A 17,116-nucleotide genomic window follows, 5' to 3' on the forward strand; every position below is an offset into this window, starting at 1 on the left:
GTGGTCGGCGGCCGCTGACGGTGGCGGTCGGCGATCGGTGGCAGCAGGAAGGCCGCTGGCCGGCACCCCGGTGTTGCGGGTGCCGGCCAGCGGTCGGTGTGCTGTTGCCGTGCGGTGGTGCGGGTCAGCTGTTCCAGTGCTGGGCGACCAGGTCGGTGGCCTGCTGCTCCCACTGGGCGTAGGCGTCCGGGTAGGCCGAGACCTGCACGGTCTGCGCGGCGTCGGTCAGGGGCATGTCCTGCCACCCGTCGACCTGCTTGAGGCCCTTGAGGAACGCGGTGGTGGAGTACTCGGGGTTGGTGATCTGCTCGGGTGTGCCCCAACCGCTGGTCGGGCGCTGCTGGAACAGGCCCAGCGAGTCGTGGTCATTCTTGTCGCCGAGGTGGCCGAGGTTCTCCAGCTTGGACTCCTGCAGGCTCGTCGCGATCGAGATGACCGCGGCCCGCTCGGGCAGGCCGGCCTTCTTCGTGGCGGCGATGATCGCCTTCACGTTGGCGGTCTGCTCGTCGTTGAGGGTGATCCGGGACTGGTCGCCCTGCGGCTTCGGCGCCGACGACTGCACGGCCACGGCGACGGGCTTGGCGTCGACCGGGTTGGCGTGGGCGGCGATCGGACCGGCGAACACACCACCGGCGAACGCGAGACCAGCAACGGACAGCATGCTCTTACGAATGATGGTGTTCATGGGGGTAGCTCCTTCGGGGGTAGGACACCCGCACCGTCAAAGGGGGGGACGGCGGTGAGGGTGTGAGCACCTCGTCCGGCGCTGCACTTCACAAAGGGGGAAAAGTCTGGGGGGGTGACGCCTGGTCGGGCGTCAGGGTCGGCGACCTGCCGAGCGGGGGCTCGTGGCGCCGGGTCTGTGTAACGACCGGGGGGCCGGGGTGATTCCGGGGTCGGCCCATCCATCGGCACCCTCATTGAGGCGGTGCCCGTTCGGTCGTTCGTGGGGACTGTAACGACCGGGCGGAGGTCGGCATTCCAACCTGCGCGACCTGCATCCCACACCCCTGAGGGTCAGGCGGCTGGTCGGTGGTACTGCGATCGTCAGGGTATGTAACGACCCCGGCCCGGCCATGATTCCGCCCCACGAGTGTGCCCCGTCACGGGACGGAGATCGCATAACTCGCAGAAGCCCACGGCCCGCGTCAAGCCCGAATGCCCCGGACCGGGCAAACCTCCCAGGCTGGCCGTCTCGGCTAGCCCTTCGGGCCGCGCACTCCGCTTGATCCACTCGGCATCGTCGAAAACGCGGTGTCCAGCTGGGCAGGATGCCCCGACATCAAGGAACCCGTGTTGATCAGCACGGCCGCTCACTCCGAACCCCTGCCGCAGCCGCGATGGCAGGGCGCAGGGGCAGGGAGAGACCCTGACCACGCGAAACCGCGGAAACCGCCTGAAACGCGCGAACCGCGCCTCCGGGACGGAGGCGCGGTTCGCGGATGTCGGGGACGTGTGCCTGGTCAGGCGACGTTGCGTTGGGCCGGGACGGTCGACTTGTGCGGGCGACCCAGGCGGGCCTCCAGCCGTGCGACGTCGACCCGGGCGTGCCGGCGGTCTGCCAGGTCCTCCCAGCCGACGGCGAGCAGTCGCAGGCGCTCCGACTCGCTGAAGCCGCCCCACACGCCGTAAGGCTCTCGTACCGACAGGGCGTGAGCGGCGCACTCGGCGCGTACCGGGCAGGCGCGGCAGACCGACTTGGCAGTGGACTCGCGACGCAGCCGGGAAGAACCACGCTCACCGTCGGGGTGGAAGAACTGGGCGCTGTCGCGCCCTCGGCAGGCACCGAGTCGCTGCCAGTCCCAGAGATCGACGATGGGTCCGGGCAGTCTACGTACGTTCGACATCAGCACCCCTCCTCCCGCGCGGCTCCGCGAGAATCCTTATGGCCGGCATCCGGGCGGCGGGCCGCGCAGGCGCACCGTTCCCGGCCTGGATCTCCCGGTACCCGGGCTGTCGTCAACTCACACGTGTGTGATCGAAAACGTCCGAGAAATTGCGGCTTTTGCCCCATCTGTCGGAAAAGTTCGAAGGATTGCCGGGAACCCCCTCCCCAGCCGACCGCGTCATGGTCTGCTCGTTGGCGGAGAGGAGACCACAGTGCGTACCGTTCTTGTGTGCGTTCGGACACCACTCGCGGCCCAGCACCTTACTTCTGCTGCCGCGCGGCTGGGGTTGTCCGCGATCGTTCGTACCGCCGTCTCTGATCCCGAGGTGATGCTGCGGCTGGCCGAGCGACCGGCCGACGTGGTGCTGGCCGACACGGCCCTCACCCGGCCGGACAGCGCCGGCTTTGTCCGCCGGGTGTTGGCGCGTGCGCCGCAGGCGGCGGTGCTGCTGCTCGGCACCGAGGAGTCCGAGGCCGCGGCGGCCACCATCAGCGCCGGCGCCCGAGGGCTCATCCAGAATGTCGATCATGATCTGACCAGCGCGGTGGCGAAGGCGCTCCTGCTGCTCACCGCGCCTGGCCGAGCCTCCCGGCAGCGGATCACCGATCCGGCCCGCGACGCGGCGGCGGTGGGTGGTTCCGGCCGCTCCGGGCCGTCGCCGCGCGGTTCCGGCGAGCCCGGCTGGACGGCCACAGCAGCCGACGGGCCGGCCGGGGTGGCGTCGGTGCCGGTACAGCGGGGCGACGACGAGGCGGAGGCGGGGACCGGCGAGTCGCCGGCGCAGACCGACCCGGGCCGTCCCGCCCCGAACGCCCGACCCAGTCGGGCGTCGATCGGCCTCACCGAGCGTGAGCTTCAGGTGCTGCTGGGCATGGCCGAGGGCAAGAGCAACGCGGAGATCGGCCGGGAACTGTTCGTCTCGGAGGACACCGTCAAGACGCACGCCCGCCGGCTGTTCCGCAAGCTTGGCGCCCGGGACCGGGCGCACGCGGTGGCGGCGGGCTTCCGCGCCGGTCTGGTGGCCTGACACCCGGGCAACGCCGCCGCACGGCACGCCGCGCAAAAGCGAGCACGCCGCACGGCACGCCGCGCAAAAGCGAGCACGCCGCACGGCACGCCATGCAGTTCGGGGCACGCCGCACGGCACGCCGCGCAGTCGGGGCACGCCACGCGGCAGCGGAGCATCCGGCGGGTCGGCGGGAGGCAGCCCAAGCGACAGCAGGGGTACGCCGCGCAGCCGCCCGGCGGGGCTACTTGGTGGCGGTCGGGGTGTCCGGCTCGTCCTCGGTGCCCTCGGACAGGGTGTCGTGCACCCCGTCCGCGTACCCCCGGGCGTAGTCCCAGGTCACGTAGTGGTCCGGGTCGGGGTCGTAGGCGGGTTCGTGCACCCGGGGCCGACCCGAGTTGAGCAGGTGCCGCAGGTTGCCGCGGAGCAGGTCCCAGTCGAAGTAGTGCGGTTCGCGACAGTCCTCGCATTCGATCACGAGCCCGCGAACCCCGATCGGGGCCAGCAGGGCCTGGTAGATCTCCAGGTCAGCGAGGTCTTCCAGCACATCCTGCCGCTCGACGTCGGTCAGCGGATCCGGCGTCGCGTCATCGCCCGGGTCATCCAGACCCGCAGTCGGATCGGCCGGGTCGCCGTTGAACGGGTCGATGGGCTCGTCGTGCACCCCCTCACCGTAGACCCAACGCGGCGCGAACGTCCGCCCCCCGGTCTCCGCGCCGGCCCGGCCTGCCACGGACGGGTCGCCCAGCTCACTGGGTACGATGAAGCGACGTGCCGGCTTCGTGGTGCGCTCCGGTGCCCGCCCGCGCCACCTCGCTGAAGCCCATCCGAGCAGCTCAGGGGAGCAATCGTGGAAAATTCGCCCAGCACCGATCTTCCGGCCGGCGGCGAGCACGCCGACCTGGGCGGCCACCTGCCCGAGCTGCCGGCCGGCTCCGCCCGGGTGGTTCCGCTCGGCCTCACCTTCGATGACGTGCTGCTTCAGCCGGGCGAGTCGGACGTGGTGCCCAGCCGTGTGAATACCCGGACGAAGCTCACCCGCAACATCGAGTTGTCCATTCCGCTGCTGTCCAGCGCGATGGACACGGTGACCGAGGCCCGGATGGCGATCGCCATGGCCCGCCAGGGCGGCATCGGCGTGTTGCACCGCAACCTCTCGCTGGAGGACCAGGCACACCAGGTCGACCTGGTGAAGCGCTCGGAGTCCGGCATGATCACCAACCCGGTGACCGCGAGCCCGGACGACACGCTGCGCGAGGTCGACGAGCTGTGCGGGCGTTACCGCATCTCCGGTGTTCCGGTGGTGGACGGCGACGGCCAGCTGGTCGGCATCGTCACCAACCGGGACATGCGTTTCGTCTCCGAGCCGAACACTCCGGTTCGCGAGATCATGACCCACACCCCGCTGGTCACCGCGCGGGTCGGGGTGAGCAAGGACGAGGCACTGGCGCTGCTGCGTCAGCACAAGGTCGAGAAGCTGCCGATCGTCGACGACTCGGGCCGGCTGCGTGGCCTGATCACCGTCAAGGACTTCACCAAGAGCGAGCAGTACCCGGACGCCAGCAAGGACGACGCCGGCCGGCTGCGGGTCGCCGCCGCCATCGGTGTGGGCGAGGACGCGTACAAGCGGGCCCGTGCACTTGTCGACGCGGGCGTCGACGTGCTGATCGTGGACACCGCGCACGGTCACCAGCGGGCCGTGCTGGACATGGTCCGCCGGCTGAAGGCCGACGTGACGGTTGACATCATGGGCGGCAACGTGGCCACGTACGCGGGTGCGAAGGCGCTTGTCGACGCCGGCGCCGACGGCGTCAAGGTGGGCGTGGGGCCGGGCGCGATCTGCACCACCCGCATCGTCGCCGGGGTCGGCGTGCCGCAGGTGACCGCGATCATGGAGGCGGCCCGGGCCGCCCGCCCGGCCGGTGTGCCGGTGATCGGCGACGGCGGCATCCAGTATTCCGGCGACATCGCCAAGGCCCTGGTGGCCGGCGCGGACACGGTGATGCTCGGCAGCCTGCTGGCCGGTTGCGAGGAGAGCCCCGGCGAGCTGATCTTCGTCAACGGTAAGCAGTTCAAGACGTACCGCGGGATGGGGTCGCTCGGCGCGATGCAGTCCCGGGGTCAGGCCAAGTCGTACAGCAAGGACCGTTACTTCCAGCAGGACGTGCTCAGCGACGACAAGCTGGTTCCCGAGGGCGTGGAGGGCCAGGTGCCCTACCGGGGGCCGCTGTCCCGGGTCGCCCACCAGCTGGTCGGCGGGCTGCGGCTGGCGATGGGGTACGCCGGTGCGGAGAACATCCCCGATCTGCACCGCCGGGGCCAGCTCATCCGGATCACCGCGGCTGGTCTGAAGGAGAGCCACCCGCACGACATCCAGATGACCGTCGAGGCGCCCAACTACCACACCCGCTGATCCAACACCCCCAACCACCTGGAGTCCCCCATGCGTGACGTGGTCGAGATCGGGCTGGGCAAGACCGCGCAGCGCGGCTACCACCTGGACGACATCGCCATCGTGCCGAGCCGTCGTACCCGGGACGTCGACGACGTCTCGACGTCGTGGCAGCTCGACGCGTACCCGTTCGGCATTCCGTGCGTCGGCCACCCCTCCGACGCCACCATGAGCCCGGCCTCCGCGGTGCGGCTCGGCCAGCTCGGCGGCCTCGGCGTGCTCAACGTCGAGGGGCTCTGGACCCGCTACGAGAACCCGACCAAGGTGCTGGACGAGCTGGCCGGCCTCGACGAGGAGGCCCGCGCCACCAAGCGGCTCCAGGAGGTGTACGCCGAGCCGATCCGCCCGGACCTGATCGCCGAGCGGGTCCGCGAGCTGCGCGCCGGTGGCGGCACCGTGGCGGTGCGGGTCTCCCCGCAGCACACCCTCGCGCTGGCGCCGGTGATCCTGGACGCCGGGGTGGACATCCTCGTCATCCAGGGCACCATCGTCTCGGCCGAGCACGTGTCGACCACCGATGAGCCGCTGAACCTCAAGGAGTTCATCGCCGACCTCGACCTGCCGGTGATCGTCGGTGGTTGCACCGACTACAAGACGGCGCTGCACCTGATGCGCACCGGCGCGGCCGGCGTGATCGTGGGCATCGGGGGCGACGAGTGGTCGACCACCGAGTCGGTGCTGGGCATTCGGGTGCCGATGGCCACCGCGATCGCCGACGCCGCGGCGGCCCGCCGCGACTACCTGGACGAGACCGGTGGCCGGTACGTGCACCTGATCGCCGACGGTGACATCCAGACCTCGGGCGACATCGCCAAGGCGCTCGGCTGCGGCGCGGACGCGGTGATGCTCGGTGAGCCGCTGTCGCTCTGCGACGAGGCCCCTGCCGGTGGTGCCTGGTGGCACTCGGCGGCGAGTCACCCGTCGCTGCCCCGGGGTGCCTTCGAGGCTTCCGGTGAGCCGCTCGGGTCGATGGAGCAGTTGCTCTTCGGGCCGGCGGACGAGGCCGACGGCCAGCTCAACCTGTTCGGTGGGCTGCGTCGGGCGATGGCCAAGTGCGGTTACCGCGACCTGAAGGAGTTCCAGAAGGTCGGTCTGGTCCTCGACCGCTGACCGATCCGTTCGGCGCCGAAAGGCCGGCCTCGCACCAGGCGGGGCCGGCCTTCGTCGCGTTCAGCGGGAGTTACTTCTCCACGTAGATCGTCAGGTCGGACATGTTGCGGTAGCTGGTCGCCGCGAAGTCGAGCGACTGGCCCTTGTTGTCCGCGCCGCCGGGGGCGGTGTCCATCTCCCAGTTGGCGTGGTGGAAGTTGCGCTCGCCGATGGTCTGGAAGAACTGCTGGAAGTTGAGGTCGCCGTCGCCCAGCGGGGTCATCTGGTACCCGTTGGGAACGCTGGTGTCCCGGTCGCCGTCCTTGGCGTGGAAGAGCGGGAACCGGGTGGTCCGGTCGGCCACGGTGAGGATCGGGTCGAACAGGTCGGTCACCTCCTGGCCGGCCGGGTTGACGTACTTCTGGTGCTTGTAACGGGCCACGTAGGCCCAGTAGATGTCCAGCTCGAAGAAGACGTACCTCGGGTCGGTGATCTCGAAGAAGTACTCCAGTCGGCGGATGCCGGAGGACCGGGTCTGCCGGCCCTGCTCGTCGCGTGGGCCCCGGTCGATCAGGAAGTTGTACGCGGCGTCGTGGTTGTGCGTGTAGAGCCGCATGCCCCGGGCCTTGGCCTGCCGGCCCAGCTCGTTCCAGATGTCCGCGGCGGCGTCCCACTCTGCCTTGTACGCGCTGCTGGTCGGGTCGCTGCCGGTGCCGATGTTCTTCATGCCGAGTTCCTCGGCGATGTCCAGCTGTTGCTGGAAGGTGGCCGGCTGGATCGTGGCGTGGGTGCCGTTGGCCACCAGGCCGTTGTCGTCGAGGATCTTGCGGATCTCGGCGGGGGTGATCTGCCGGCCCAGGATCTCGGTGCTCTGGGTGTAGCCGGCGAACTCGATCTCCTTGTAACCGATCTCGGCGAGTCGGGCGAGGACGCGCTCGAAGCCGTACGGCACCCCGCTGTCGTCGGGCGCGGCGGTGATCCGGTCGCGGACGCTGTAGAGGATGATGCCGCGGTTGCGGGCCGGGATCAGCGGCTCCACCCGTAGCTTGCTCGCGTTGCCGGGGTTGGCGAGCGCGGGGGTGCCGGTGGCGAGGACGGGTAGGCCGGCCGCGCCGATCGCGGCGGCGGCGCCGGCGGAGGCGGCGAGCAGGGATCGGCGGCTGAGCCGGCCGGTGGGGGTGGCGTCGGGGGCGGTGTGGTCTGGCATGGTTCCACCTTTCGCGACGGTGGTCGGAGACAGACACTAACGTCGGTCTAAGTCGAAAGATAGGTTCGATCGACGGCAGCTTTTGTTTGATCCGACGAAAGTTACTGATGATCGTCGATACCGGCCGCGCGGCCCGCGATGCTGACTACGCTCGTCCTGACCGCACCGCGCAGGAGGCCGAGAGACGCAGGAGGCCGCAACGCCGCAGGAGGGGTGGGCATGGTCCGGACCGGACGGAGACTGCGCGTCGCCGCGCTGACCTGCGCGATCTTGCTGGCAGTCACCGGTTGCACCGGCGACGACCGCGACGGATTCCGGCCAGGCGCCGCCGACGTCAGCGACCCGTACGTGCCGGGGCACGGCAACGGCGGTTACGACGTCGGGCACTACGGCCTCGACGTCCGCTACGACCCGTCGACCGACCGGCTGAGCGGTCGAGCCGTCATCACGGCCACCGCCACCCAGGACCTGTCCCGGTTCAACCTGGATCTGGTCGGCCTGGAGGTCCGCGCGGTCAGCGTGGGTGACGCGGCGGCCGAGCACCGGCGCGGCGACGGCGAGTTGGTGGTGACCCCCCGCGACGGACTGCCGCGCGGCCGGCAGTTCACAGTCACTGTCGAGTACGCGGGCGTCCCCACTGCCGTCGACGACGGGGCGTTGGGCAGCGGTGGTTTCCTGCACACCGCCGACGGCGCGGTGGCGCTCGGCCAACCCGACTCGGCCGCCACCTGGTTCCCGGTCAACGACCACCCGTCGGACAAGGCCACCTACGACCTGGCGGTGACCGTCCCGGACGGCCTGGCCGCGCTGAGCAACGGCGTACCCGGGCCGAAGAGCAGCGCCGACGGCTGGACCACCTGGCGCTGGTCGGAGCGCGCCCCGATGGCCAGCTATCTGAGCACGCTCGTGATCGGCGACTACCGGGTGGTGACCGGCACGCACGCGGGTCGACCGATGGTCACGGCGGTGGCCGCGAGCCTGCCGGAGACCGGCGGCGCGGCCACCTCGCTGGCCCGCACCGGCGCGATCGTCGACTTCCTGGCCAGCCGCTTCGGCCCGTACCCGTTCGACTCGTACGGGGGGATCGTGATCGCCGACGACCGGATCGGGTACGCGCTGGAGACCCAGTCCCGGCCGGTCTACGGGCCTGGCTTCTTCGCGGACGACCGGCCGAACCCGAGCGTCGTCGCGCACGAACTGGCGCACCAGTGGTTCGGCGACAGCGTGTCGCTCACCAGGTGGAGCGACATCTGGCTCAACGAGGGTTTCGCCAGCTACGCCGAGTGGTTGTGGGAGGAGCACGACGGCGGCCGGACCGCCCAGCGCAACTTCGAAATCCAGTACGCGGCGACCGACTGGACGCAGCCGTCGGTCGAGCCGGGCCGGGAGCAGATGTTCGGCACTGCCGTCTACAAGCGCGGGGCGCTCGCCGTGCACGCGTTGCGCCGGACCGTCGGCGACGACCTCTTCTTCCGCATCCTGCGTACCTGGACCACCGAGCGGGCGGCGGGCAACGCGACCACGGCGGACCTCGTCGCGCTGGCCGAGCGGGTCGCCGGGCGGCAACTGCGTCCGCTCTTCGACGCCTGGTTGGTCGGTGGGTCGGCTCCCACACTGCCGTGATCCGGCCCCGCTGCCCGGTCGATATGCTGCCGCCTGCGAACGGCGGGTAGGCGCCGGTTCGCGTGGGACTGCGGAGGCCGTGACCGGCCACCGTGCGGAAAGGGTGTGGGATGCGCGGGACGCGGCACAGACTGCGAGTGGCTGCCGGCCTGCTGGTGGCCGGTGCGCTCGCACTGTCCGGATGCGACTCGGCGGGCCCGGAGGCGGCCCCGTCACCGAGCGCGTCCCCCACTCCGGCGCGGACGTTCGCCGCAGGCGCCGACGGGGTCGGCGACGCCTACTTCCCGACCTACGGCAACGGCGGCTACGACGTCGGGCGGTACACGGTGAAGGTGCGCTACGACCCGGCCAAGGACCAGTTGACGGGTACGACAACGGTGCGGGCCACCGCGACCACCGACCTGTCGTCGTTCAACCTCGACCTGGCCGGCCTGACCGTCAGCGCGGTCACTGTGGACGGCGCACCGGCGACCCACAGCCGCAAGCGGAACGAGCTGGTGATCAAGCCGGCTTCCGGGCTGGTCAACGGCAACGGGTTCGTCGCCGAGGTCACCTACGCGGGCAAGCCGAAGCCGCTGAAGAACGAGGCGCTCGGTGACGGGGGCTTCCTGCACACCGCCGACGGTGCCATCGCGCTGGGTCAGCCCGAGTCGGCCAGCACCTGGTTCCCGGTCAACGACCACCCGTCGGACAAGGCGGCCTACGACTTCGAGGTCACCGTTCCGGACGGCCTCACCGCGATCAGCAACGGCGTCCCCGGCGGGAAGACCAGCACGGGCGGTTGGACCACCTGGAAGTGGTCGGAGAAGTCGCCGATGGCCAGCTATCTGAGCACGCTGGTGATCGGCAAGTTCCGGATCACCACCGGCGAGCACAAGGGCCGCCCGGTCTACAACGCGGTCACCACCACCGAGCCCAAGGGGAACGCGGACGCGTCCATAGCGCAGACCGTCGCGGTGGCCGACTACCTGGAGAGTGTGTTCGGGCCGTACCCGTTCGGCGCGTACGGCGGTGTGGTGATCTCCGACAGCCGGATCTCCTACGCCCTGGAGACGCAGAGCCGACCGGTGTACGCGGCGAGCTTCTTCCGGCAGGGCGAGAACACCGAGGTCGTCGCCCACGAGCTGGCCCACCAGTGGTTCGGCGACAGCGTCGCGTTGGCCAGGTGGGAGGACATCTGGCTCAACGAGGGCTTCGCGACGTACGCGGAGTGGCTCTGGGCCGAGCACACCGAGGCGTACACCGCCAAGGAGGCGTTCGACAACCGGTACGCCAGCATGTCCGCGCGGGTGTGGCAGACACCGCCGGGCAAGCCGGGCGTGGAGAAGCTGTTCAGCGAGTCGGTGTACCAGCGCGGCGGCATGACCCTGCACGCCCTGCGGGTGGCCGTCGGCGACAAGGCGTTCTTCGAGATCATCAAGACCTGGGCGGCGGAGAAGCGCGACGGCACCGCCACCACTGCCGAGTTCGTGGCAGTGGCCGAGCGGGTCTCCGGCAGGCAGCTCGACGCGCTCTTCGACGCCTGGCTCTACGGCACGAAGAAGCCCGCCCAGCCCAAGCGGCTCTGAGCCGCGGTCAGTTCTTCACGACAAGCTTGGGGTGGGCGGCCAGGTAGGCGTCGGCACGGCCGGCGCGGAGTTCGGTGAGGAACTTCCGGCCCTCGGTGGTGAGCTGTTCACCCCGGTAGGCGCTGCCCTTGCCGACGCCGGAGCCGGGTAGCCCCACCAGCGTGAAACGGTTCTCCGGCAGGCCACTGAGGGCGTACGCGATGTCGACGATCCGGCGTCCGCCCACGTAGACGAGCGTGTCCCCCAGCGCGGAGACCACCTGGTCGACGCGCTCGGGTTGCTTGGCCAGGCCCTCGTCCAGGATCTTGCGGGTCATCGCCCGGATCAGCTGCTGCTGGTGGCGCTGCCGGGCGTAGTCACCGCCGGTGATGTAGCGCTGCCGGGCGTAGTCCAGCGCCTGCCAGCCGTTGAGGTGCATCTCGCCCTTCTCGTAGACCTGCTGCGGCCCCTTGTATCCGCCCGGCGCGCTCTCCCGGTACTTGCCGTCCGGTCGGCGGTGCAGCGACTCGACCCGCTGGTCGATGTAGATGTCCACCCCACCGAGGGCGTTGACCAGCCGGTCGAACCCGGTGAAGGTGAGCACCGCCCCCGCGTCGATGCGCAGCCCGGTGTAGCCGCTGACAGTGCTGCGCAGCAGCTCGTACCCCTGGGCCGTGCTGGGTTGTTTGGGTTTGCCCGGCACCCGGCTGCCGAAGCTCATGGCGTGCGTGAGTTTGGTCTTGCCGCCCTTGTAGCCGGCCTTCGGGAACGCCGGGATGTCCACCAGCAGGTCGCGGGGGAGCGAGAAGAGGTACGCCCGATCCAACCCCTTGGGTACGTGCAGCACCAGCACGGCGTCGGAGTGCGGCTCCCAACCGGGCACGCTGACCCGGGTGTCCACACCCACCAGCAGCAGGTTGAGCGGGCCGGTGATGTCCGCGCCCGGCGGTGGGCCGCTGGGGCTCGGCGTCGGCGTGCCGACGGGTGACGGGGTCGGTGAGCCGGCCAGCGGAGCGCCGCCCGGCTTGCTGTCGCCGGTCAGCCGGGTGACCACCACGGTGCCGGCCGCGATCAGCGCGACGACGGCGAGGGCCGCCAACCCCAGCAGCAGCCACCGTCGGCGCGGCGCCATCGACCCGAGAACCATCCTGGATTCCTTCCACCCGTCTGGTGAACAACGCTCCGACGGGTGCTCCGGGTTGCGGCCGGGAGGCGCCGGGTCGGTCGGCCGGAGCATGATCGCGCGAAAAGTGCCGCTGGCGCGAGCGCTACTCGCGAGTAATGATGCCTGTATGCGGTACGACGTGGTCGTCATCGGGTCCGGCTTCGGTGGCAGCGTCACCGCGCTCCGGCTGGCCGAGAAGGGTTACTCGGTCGCGGTGCTGGAAGCCGGCCGCCGCTTCGCCGACGACGAGTTCCCGCAGACGTCCTGGCGGGTCCGCCGGTTCCTCTGGGCACCCAAGCTGGGCTGCTACGGCATCCAACGGCTCACCCTGCTCCGCCCGGCCGGTCGGCGATCCGGCGGTGGGGTGCTGGTGCTCTCCGGCGCCGGGGTGGGCGGCGGTTCGCTCGTCTACGCGAACACCCTCTACGAACCGCTGCCGGCCTTCTACGACGACCCGCAGTGGCGGGACATCACCGACTGGCGCGACGAGTTGGCCCACCACTACGACCAGGCCAAACGAATGCTCGGCGTCACCACGTACCCGGTGCACACCGGCGCGGACCGCGCCATGCGCGCGGTGGCCGAGCGGATGGGGGTGGGGCACACCTTCCACGCCACCCCGGTGGGCGTGCACATCGGCCGGCCCGGCGAGCGGATCGCCGACCCGTACTTCGGCGGTGCCGGCCCGGAACGCACCGGCTGCCTGCACTGCGGTTCGTGCATGACCGGCTGCCGGCACGGGGCGAAGAACACCCTCGTCAAGAACTACCTCTGGCTCGCCGAAAAGCTCGGGGTCACAGTCCGTCAGTTGACCACGGTGACCGCCGTCCGGCCCGCCGACGGCGGCGGGTACGAGGTGCACACCGAACGCACCGGCGCCTGGCTGCGCAAGGGTCGGCAGGTCATTCACGCGGACCAGGTGGTCTTCGCCGCCGGGGCGCTCGGCACCCAGCGACTGCTGCACGGGATGCGGGCCGACGGTGCGCTACCCGGGCTCTCGCCCCGCCTCGGTGAGCTGACCCGGACCAACTCGGAGGCGATCCTCGGCGCCTCGGTGCCCCGTCGACGGGCCCGGTCCGAGCGGTTGGACTACACCGAGGGGGTGGCCATCACCAGTTCGTTCCACCCGGACCCGCAGACACACGTCGAGCCGGTCCGCTACGGGCGGGGCTCGAACGCGATGGGGCTGCTCCAGTCGCTGCTGGTCGACGGCGGCCCGCACCGGGTGCGCCGCTGGCTGGGCAGCATCGTGCGGCAGCCCGGGTTGGCGGCGCGGATGCTGTCGGTACGCGGCTGGTCGGAACGGACGGTGATCGCCCTGGTCATGCAGTCCGTGGACAACTCGCTGACCACCCGGTGGCGGCGTGGCCCACTCGGCAGCAGGTTGGTCACCGGCCCGGGCCACGGCGCGCCCAGCCCCACCTGGATCCCCGCTGGCAACACGGCCGCCCGAATGCTCGCCGACGAGATCGGCGGCACCCCGGGCGGCTCCCTCACCGAACCGTTCGACATCCCGATGACCGCGCACATCCTGGGCGGGGCGGTCATCGGCGCCACCCCGGCCGACGGGGTGATCGACCCCTGGCACCGGGTGTACGGGCACGTCGGGCTGCACGTGGTCGACGGCGCGGCCGTCTCGGCCAACCTGGGCGTGAACCCGTCCCTGACGATCACCGCACAGGCGGAACGGGCGATGTCCTTCTGGCCCAACAAGGGCGACGAGGATTTCCGCCCGCCGCTCGGCTCCCCGTACCGCCGCCTTCCACCCGTATCCCCGCAAAACCCGGCGGTCCCGCCGCACGCCCCGGGCGCGCTGCGACAGTGACCCGCCGCCACCTCCGCGATCTTGCACTTTCGGTCGCCGTTGGGCGGCATTCGTGGCCTTTGTCGGGGCAGAAAGTGCAAGATCGCCGGGAGAGTGGATTGCCGGCGAGCCGGTGCCGGCAGCGGCCGTGACTGTCGGTAGGCTTCGTGCACATGAGCCTGCCTCGCCCAGTCCTCGTGGTGGACTTCGGAGCCCAGTACGCCCAGCTCATCGCCCGCCGGGTCCGTGAGGCGAAGGTCTACTCCGAGATCGTGCCGCACTCGATGCCGATCGCCGAGATGCTGGCGAAGAACCCCGCCGCGATCATCCTGTCCGGCGGCCCGTCCAGCGTCTACGCCCCGGACGCGCCGCAGATCGACGCGGGCGTGTTCAGCGCCGACGTGCCGGTCTTCGGCATCTGCTACGGCTTCCAGGCGATGGCCCAGGCGCTCGGCGGCACCGTCACCAGGACCGGCAACCGTGAGTACGGTGGCACCCCGCTGCGCCCCCGCCTCCTCGACCCCGGTGTGCTGCTGCGTGACCTGCCGGCGGACCTGCCGGTCTGGATGAGCCACGGCGACTGCGTCACCGAGGCGCCCGAGGGCTTCACAGTGACCGCCGAGTCGGCGGGCGCCCCGGTCGCCGCCTTCGAGGACCTGGCCGGTCGACGGGCCGGCGTGCAGTTCCACCCGGAGGTCGGCCACACCGCGCACGGCCAGGAGATGCTGACCCGCTTCCTCTACGACATCGCCGGCATCGAGCCGACCTGGACTCCCGAGAACATCATCGACGAGCAGGTCGCCCGGATCCGCGCCCAGATCGGCGACAAGGAGGTCATCTGCGGCCTCTCCGGCGGGGTCGACTCGGCGGTCGCCGCGGCGCTCGTGCACAAGGCCGTCGGTGACCAGCTCACCTGCGTCTTCGTCGATCACGGCCTGCTGCGCGCCGGCGAGGCCGAGCAGGTCGAGAAGGACTACGTCAGTGCCACCGGCATCAAGCTGAAGGTGGTCGACGCCACCGACCGGTTCCTCGGCGCGCTCGCCGGGGTGACCGACCCGGAGCAGAAGCGCAAGATCATCGGTCGGGAGTTCATCCGGGTCTTCGAGGCCGCGGCCCGCGAGATCGCCGCACACGGCGACGTCGAATTCCTCGTCCAGGGCACCCTCTACCCCGACGTGGTGGAGTCCGGCGGCGGCACCGGCACCGCCAACATCAAGAGCCACCACAACGTCGGCGGCCTCCCGGAAGACCTGAAGTTCGCGCTGGTCGAGCCGCTGCGCACCCTGTTCAAGGACGAGGTCCGCACGCTCGGCCTCCAGTTGGGCCTGCCCGAGGCGATGGTCTGGCGGCACCCGTTCCCCGGCCCCGGTCTGGCCATCCGGATCATCGGCGCGGTCGACCAGGAGCGGCTCGACCTGCTCCGCCAGGCCGACCTGATCGCCCGCGAGGAGCTGACCGCCGCCGGCCTCGACCGGGGTGTCTGGCAGTTCCCCGTGGTGCTGCTCGCCGACGTGCGCAGCGTCGGTGTGCAGGGAGACGGGCGCAGCTACGGGCACCCCGTGGTGCTGCGCCCGGTCTCCAGCGAGGACGCGATGACCGCCGACTGGTCCCGGCTGCCCTACGACATCGTGGCCCGGATCTCCACCCGGATCACCAACGAGGTAGCCGAGGTCAACCGGGTGGTCCTGGACGTCACCAGCAAGCCGCCGGGCACCATCGAGTGGGAGTGAGCGCCGCTCAGGCCGCCGGCGGCGGGCTGGACGGCGTCGTCGGCGGGTAGGGCGGCGTCGAGGCGTACCCCTGCGGTGGTCCGCCGGGCGCGGGCCCGGCGGTGGGCGGCGGGCCGTTCTGCGGCGCGACGCCCGCGGCGTGCGGCCAGGCCGGCGCGCCGCTGGGCTCCTCCGGCATCAGGAACCACATGATCGGGTACGCGAACAGCGCGAGCCCGCCGGTGAGCAGTCCGGTGACCGCGAAGATCACCCGGACCAGTGTGGGATCGACGGCGAAGTAGCGGCCGACGCCGCTGGCCACCCCGGCGACCATGCGGTCGGTGGTGGGTCGCCGGAGCTGCTTGTACGGGGCGTGGGGAGCGGTGGTCGATGTCATACCCCCACAGTCCGCGCTGGCGCCCGGCCCGCCCTCGGTGACCGCCCGGATCCTTACCCTGACCAATCCCTGACCGGGGCCAGATAGTCAGGAATCCGACTCTTTTCCGTTCCGGTAACCCGGCCCGGGGAGAATTTGCTCCCGTGACCACCTTGCTCAAGCCGCTCCGCAGGATCGCGGCATACGCAGTTTGTGCTGATTCAAGCGGCCGAGTCCTGCTGGTCCGCGCATCGGAGCGCTCCGGCACCCCCGGCACGTGGTCGCTGCCCGGAGGGGCGGTCGACCACGGCGAGGACCCGAACCACACGGTCGTCCGCGAGACCGCCGCCGAAACCGGTCTCTCCGTCGCCGTCTCCGGCCTGGCCGACGTGCTCGCCGACATGCGGGCACTTCCCGACCGCGGCATCACCATCCACACCGACCGCCTGATCTACCGGGTTGCCGTGCGTGGTGGCACCCTCGCCGACCGGGTCGGCGAGCGCCCCACCGACCTGGCCCGGTGGTACACCCTCGACGAGGCGCGCGAGCTGCCGCTGCGCTCGTTCACCGCACGCGCCCTCGGGCTGCCCGCCTCCTCGGCCGACGTGGTGCCCGACGAGGCACCCGAGTTCCCCTCCTTCTACGCCGTGCCCGGCCCCGACGGGCTGCACCGGGCCCAGCGCTTCGCCGCGTACGCGGTCTGCACCGACCCCGCCGGCCGAGTGCTGCTCACCCGCATCTCCGACGGCTACCCCGGCGCCGGCTGCTGGCACCTACCCGGAGGCGGCACCGACTACGGCGAACAGCCCGGCGCGGCACTCATCCGGGAGCTGATCGAGGAAACCGGCCAGGCCGGCCGCCTCGTCGAGCTGCTCGGCGTCGCGAGTCACCGCGACGCCGCCTCACTCGGCCCCGAGGGTTACCCGATCGACTGGCACGGCGTACGCGCCTTCTACCGGGTCGTCGTCGACCAGCCCAACCCGCTGACCGTGGCCGACGTGGGCGGCTCCACCTGCGAGGCCCGCTGGTTCGGCCGCGAGGAGTTGGGCGCCCTCCCCACCGACCGCCTCACCGAGGTGACCGCCGAAGCAGTCCAGGCCGCCCAACTCACCTGACCCCGAGGGGTCGTCCGGCTTCGGTAGGTCCATGCCCAGCCTGTGATCCACTCGGGTTCCTTGAAAACGCGGTATCCCGGGCGCTGGATTACCGCGCCTTCCGTGAACCCGAGTGGATCACCGTCAGTCTCGAC

At 71.0% G+C, this 17,116-nt stretch carries 14 protein-coding genes; 8 read left to right on the forward strand and 6 right to left on the reverse strand.

The window, feature by feature from the left end:
- Positions 1-124: 124 nt before the first annotated feature.
- A complete protein-coding gene (locus ACGF3C_RS08380) occupies positions 125-685 on the reverse strand; it encodes a hypothetical protein (RefSeq protein ID WP_393220009.1) in 561 nt (186 codons plus the stop codon).
- A gap of 778 nt (positions 686-1,463) precedes the next feature.
- The gene (locus ACGF3C_RS08385; protein ID WP_355010075.1) at positions 1,464-1,847 is read right to left on the reverse strand and encodes a WhiB family transcriptional regulator; all 384 of its coding nucleotides are present in this window, start codon (positions 1,845-1,847) and stop codon (positions 1,464-1,466) included.
- Between the two features lie 253 nt (positions 1,848-2,100).
- On the opposite strand from ACGF3C_RS08385, the gene ACGF3C_RS08390 reads away from it, so the two are divergent.
- Positions 2,101-2,916: a response regulator transcription factor gene (locus ACGF3C_RS08390; RefSeq protein ID WP_355010074.1), complete on the forward strand. Its 816-nt coding sequence runs from the start codon at positions 2,101-2,103 to the stop codon at positions 2,914-2,916.
- Positions 2,917-3,139: 223 nt separating this feature from the next.
- Here ACGF3C_RS08390 and ACGF3C_RS08395 read toward each other — a convergent pair whose 3' ends face one another.
- On the reverse strand, positions 3,140-3,559 hold the full coding sequence (locus ACGF3C_RS08395) for a DUF5319 domain-containing protein (RefSeq protein ID WP_355010073.1): 420 nt from the start codon (positions 3,557-3,559) through the stop codon (positions 3,140-3,142).
- Positions 3,560-3,745: 186 nt separating this feature from the next.
- Between ACGF3C_RS08395 and guaB the strand changes: the two genes are divergently transcribed.
- Entirely contained in the window at positions 3,746-5,308 is a 1,563-nt protein-coding gene (guaB, locus tag ACGF3C_RS08400; RefSeq protein ID WP_357197765.1) for an IMP dehydrogenase, read from the forward strand.
- Positions 5,309-5,338: 30 nt separating this feature from the next.
- Positions 5,339-6,457, forward strand: a complete 1,119-nt coding sequence (locus ACGF3C_RS08405) for a GuaB3 family IMP dehydrogenase-related protein (protein WP_393220015.1) — start codon at positions 5,339-5,341, stop codon at positions 6,455-6,457.
- A gap of 70 nt (positions 6,458-6,527) precedes the next feature.
- On the opposite strand, the gene ACGF3C_RS08410 is transcribed toward ACGF3C_RS08405, so the two are convergent.
- Complete coding sequence (locus ACGF3C_RS08410; protein ID WP_357229858.1) at positions 6,528-7,643, reverse strand: sugar phosphate isomerase/epimerase; 1,116 nt, start codon at positions 7,641-7,643, stop codon at positions 6,528-6,530.
- 219 nt (positions 7,644-7,862) lie between these two features.
- Between ACGF3C_RS08410 and ACGF3C_RS08415 the strand changes: the two genes are divergently transcribed.
- The gene (locus ACGF3C_RS08415; RefSeq protein ID WP_393220019.1) at positions 7,863-9,266 is read left to right on the forward strand and encodes a M1 family metallopeptidase; all 1,404 of its coding nucleotides are present in this window, start codon (positions 7,863-7,865) and stop codon (positions 9,264-9,266) included.
- A 110-nt stretch (positions 9,267-9,376) separates the two neighbouring features.
- On the forward strand, positions 9,377-10,834 hold the full coding sequence (locus tag ACGF3C_RS08420) for a M1 family metallopeptidase (protein WP_393220023.1): 1,458 nt from the start codon (positions 9,377-9,379) through the stop codon (positions 10,832-10,834).
- 7 nt (positions 10,835-10,841) lie between these two features.
- Here ACGF3C_RS08420 and ACGF3C_RS08425 read toward each other — a convergent pair whose 3' ends face one another.
- A complete protein-coding gene (locus ACGF3C_RS08425) occupies positions 10,842-11,960 on the reverse strand; it encodes an LCP family protein (protein ID WP_393220026.1) in 1,119 nt (372 codons plus the stop codon).
- A 145-nt stretch (positions 11,961-12,105) separates the two neighbouring features.
- Here ACGF3C_RS08425 and ACGF3C_RS08430 point away from each other — a divergent pair, with 145 nt between their 5' ends.
- Positions 12,106-13,803, forward strand: a complete 1,698-nt coding sequence (locus ACGF3C_RS08430; protein ID WP_393220029.1) for an FAD-dependent oxidoreductase — start codon at positions 12,106-12,108, stop codon at positions 13,801-13,803.
- A 152-nt stretch (positions 13,804-13,955) separates the two neighbouring features.
- Positions 13,956-15,512: a glutamine-hydrolyzing GMP synthase gene (gene guaA, locus ACGF3C_RS08435; protein ID WP_355010065.1), complete on the forward strand. Its 1,557-nt coding sequence runs from the start codon at positions 13,956-13,958 to the stop codon at positions 15,510-15,512.
- 7 nt (positions 15,513-15,519) lie between these two features.
- Here guaA and ACGF3C_RS08440 read toward each other — a convergent pair whose 3' ends face one another.
- Complete coding sequence (locus tag ACGF3C_RS08440; RefSeq protein WP_393220033.1) at positions 15,520-15,888, reverse strand: PspC domain-containing protein; 369 nt, start codon at positions 15,886-15,888, stop codon at positions 15,520-15,522.
- Positions 15,889-16,031: 143 nt separating this feature from the next.
- On the opposite strand from ACGF3C_RS08440, the gene ACGF3C_RS08445 reads away from it, so the two are divergent.
- A complete protein-coding gene (locus ACGF3C_RS08445; protein ID WP_124856350.1) occupies positions 16,032-16,982 on the forward strand; it encodes an NUDIX hydrolase in 951 nt (316 codons plus the stop codon).
- The last annotated feature ends 134 nt before the right edge of the window (positions 16,983-17,116 follow it).

Origin of the sequence: Micromonospora sp. NPDC047762 (assembly GCF_043204655.1) — a bacterium.
Lineage (GTDB): Bacteria > Actinomycetota > Actinomycetes > Mycobacteriales > Micromonosporaceae > Micromonospora.

Excerpts from the sequence above, each read along its gene's own strand:
- ACGF3C_RS08430 (WP_393220029.1), top strand. The coding sequence starts at position 12,106 with ATGCGGTACGACGTGGTCGTCATCGGGTCCGGCTTCGGTGGCAGCGTC.
- ACGF3C_RS08410 (WP_357229858.1), bottom strand. The coding sequence starts at position 7,643 with ATGCCAGACCACACCGCCCCCGACGCCACCCCCACCGGCCGGCTCAGC.
- ACGF3C_RS08420 (WP_393220023.1), top strand. The coding sequence starts at position 9,377 with ATGCGCGGGACGCGGCACAGACTGCGAGTGGCTGCCGGCCTGCTGGTG.
- ACGF3C_RS08385 (WP_355010075.1), bottom strand. The coding sequence starts at position 1,847 with ATGTCGAACGTACGTAGACTGCCCGGACCCATCGTCGATCTCTGGGAC.
- ACGF3C_RS08440 (WP_393220033.1), bottom strand. The coding sequence starts at position 15,888 with ATGACATCGACCACCGCTCCCCACGCCCCGTACAAGCAGCTCCGGCGA.
- ACGF3C_RS08415 (WP_393220019.1), top strand. The coding sequence starts at position 7,863 with ATGGTCCGGACCGGACGGAGACTGCGCGTCGCCGCGCTGACCTGCGCG.
- ACGF3C_RS08405 (WP_393220015.1), top strand. The coding sequence starts at position 5,339 with ATGCGTGACGTGGTCGAGATCGGGCTGGGCAAGACCGCGCAGCGCGGC.
- ACGF3C_RS08425 (WP_393220026.1), bottom strand. The coding sequence starts at position 11,960 with ATGGTTCTCGGGTCGATGGCGCCGCGCCGACGGTGGCTGCTGCTGGGG.
- ACGF3C_RS08380 (WP_393220009.1), bottom strand. The coding sequence starts at position 685 with ATGAACACCATCATTCGTAAGAGCATGCTGTCCGTTGCTGGTCTCGCG.
- guaA (WP_355010065.1), top strand. The coding sequence starts at position 13,956 with ATGAGCCTGCCTCGCCCAGTCCTCGTGGTGGACTTCGGAGCCCAGTAC.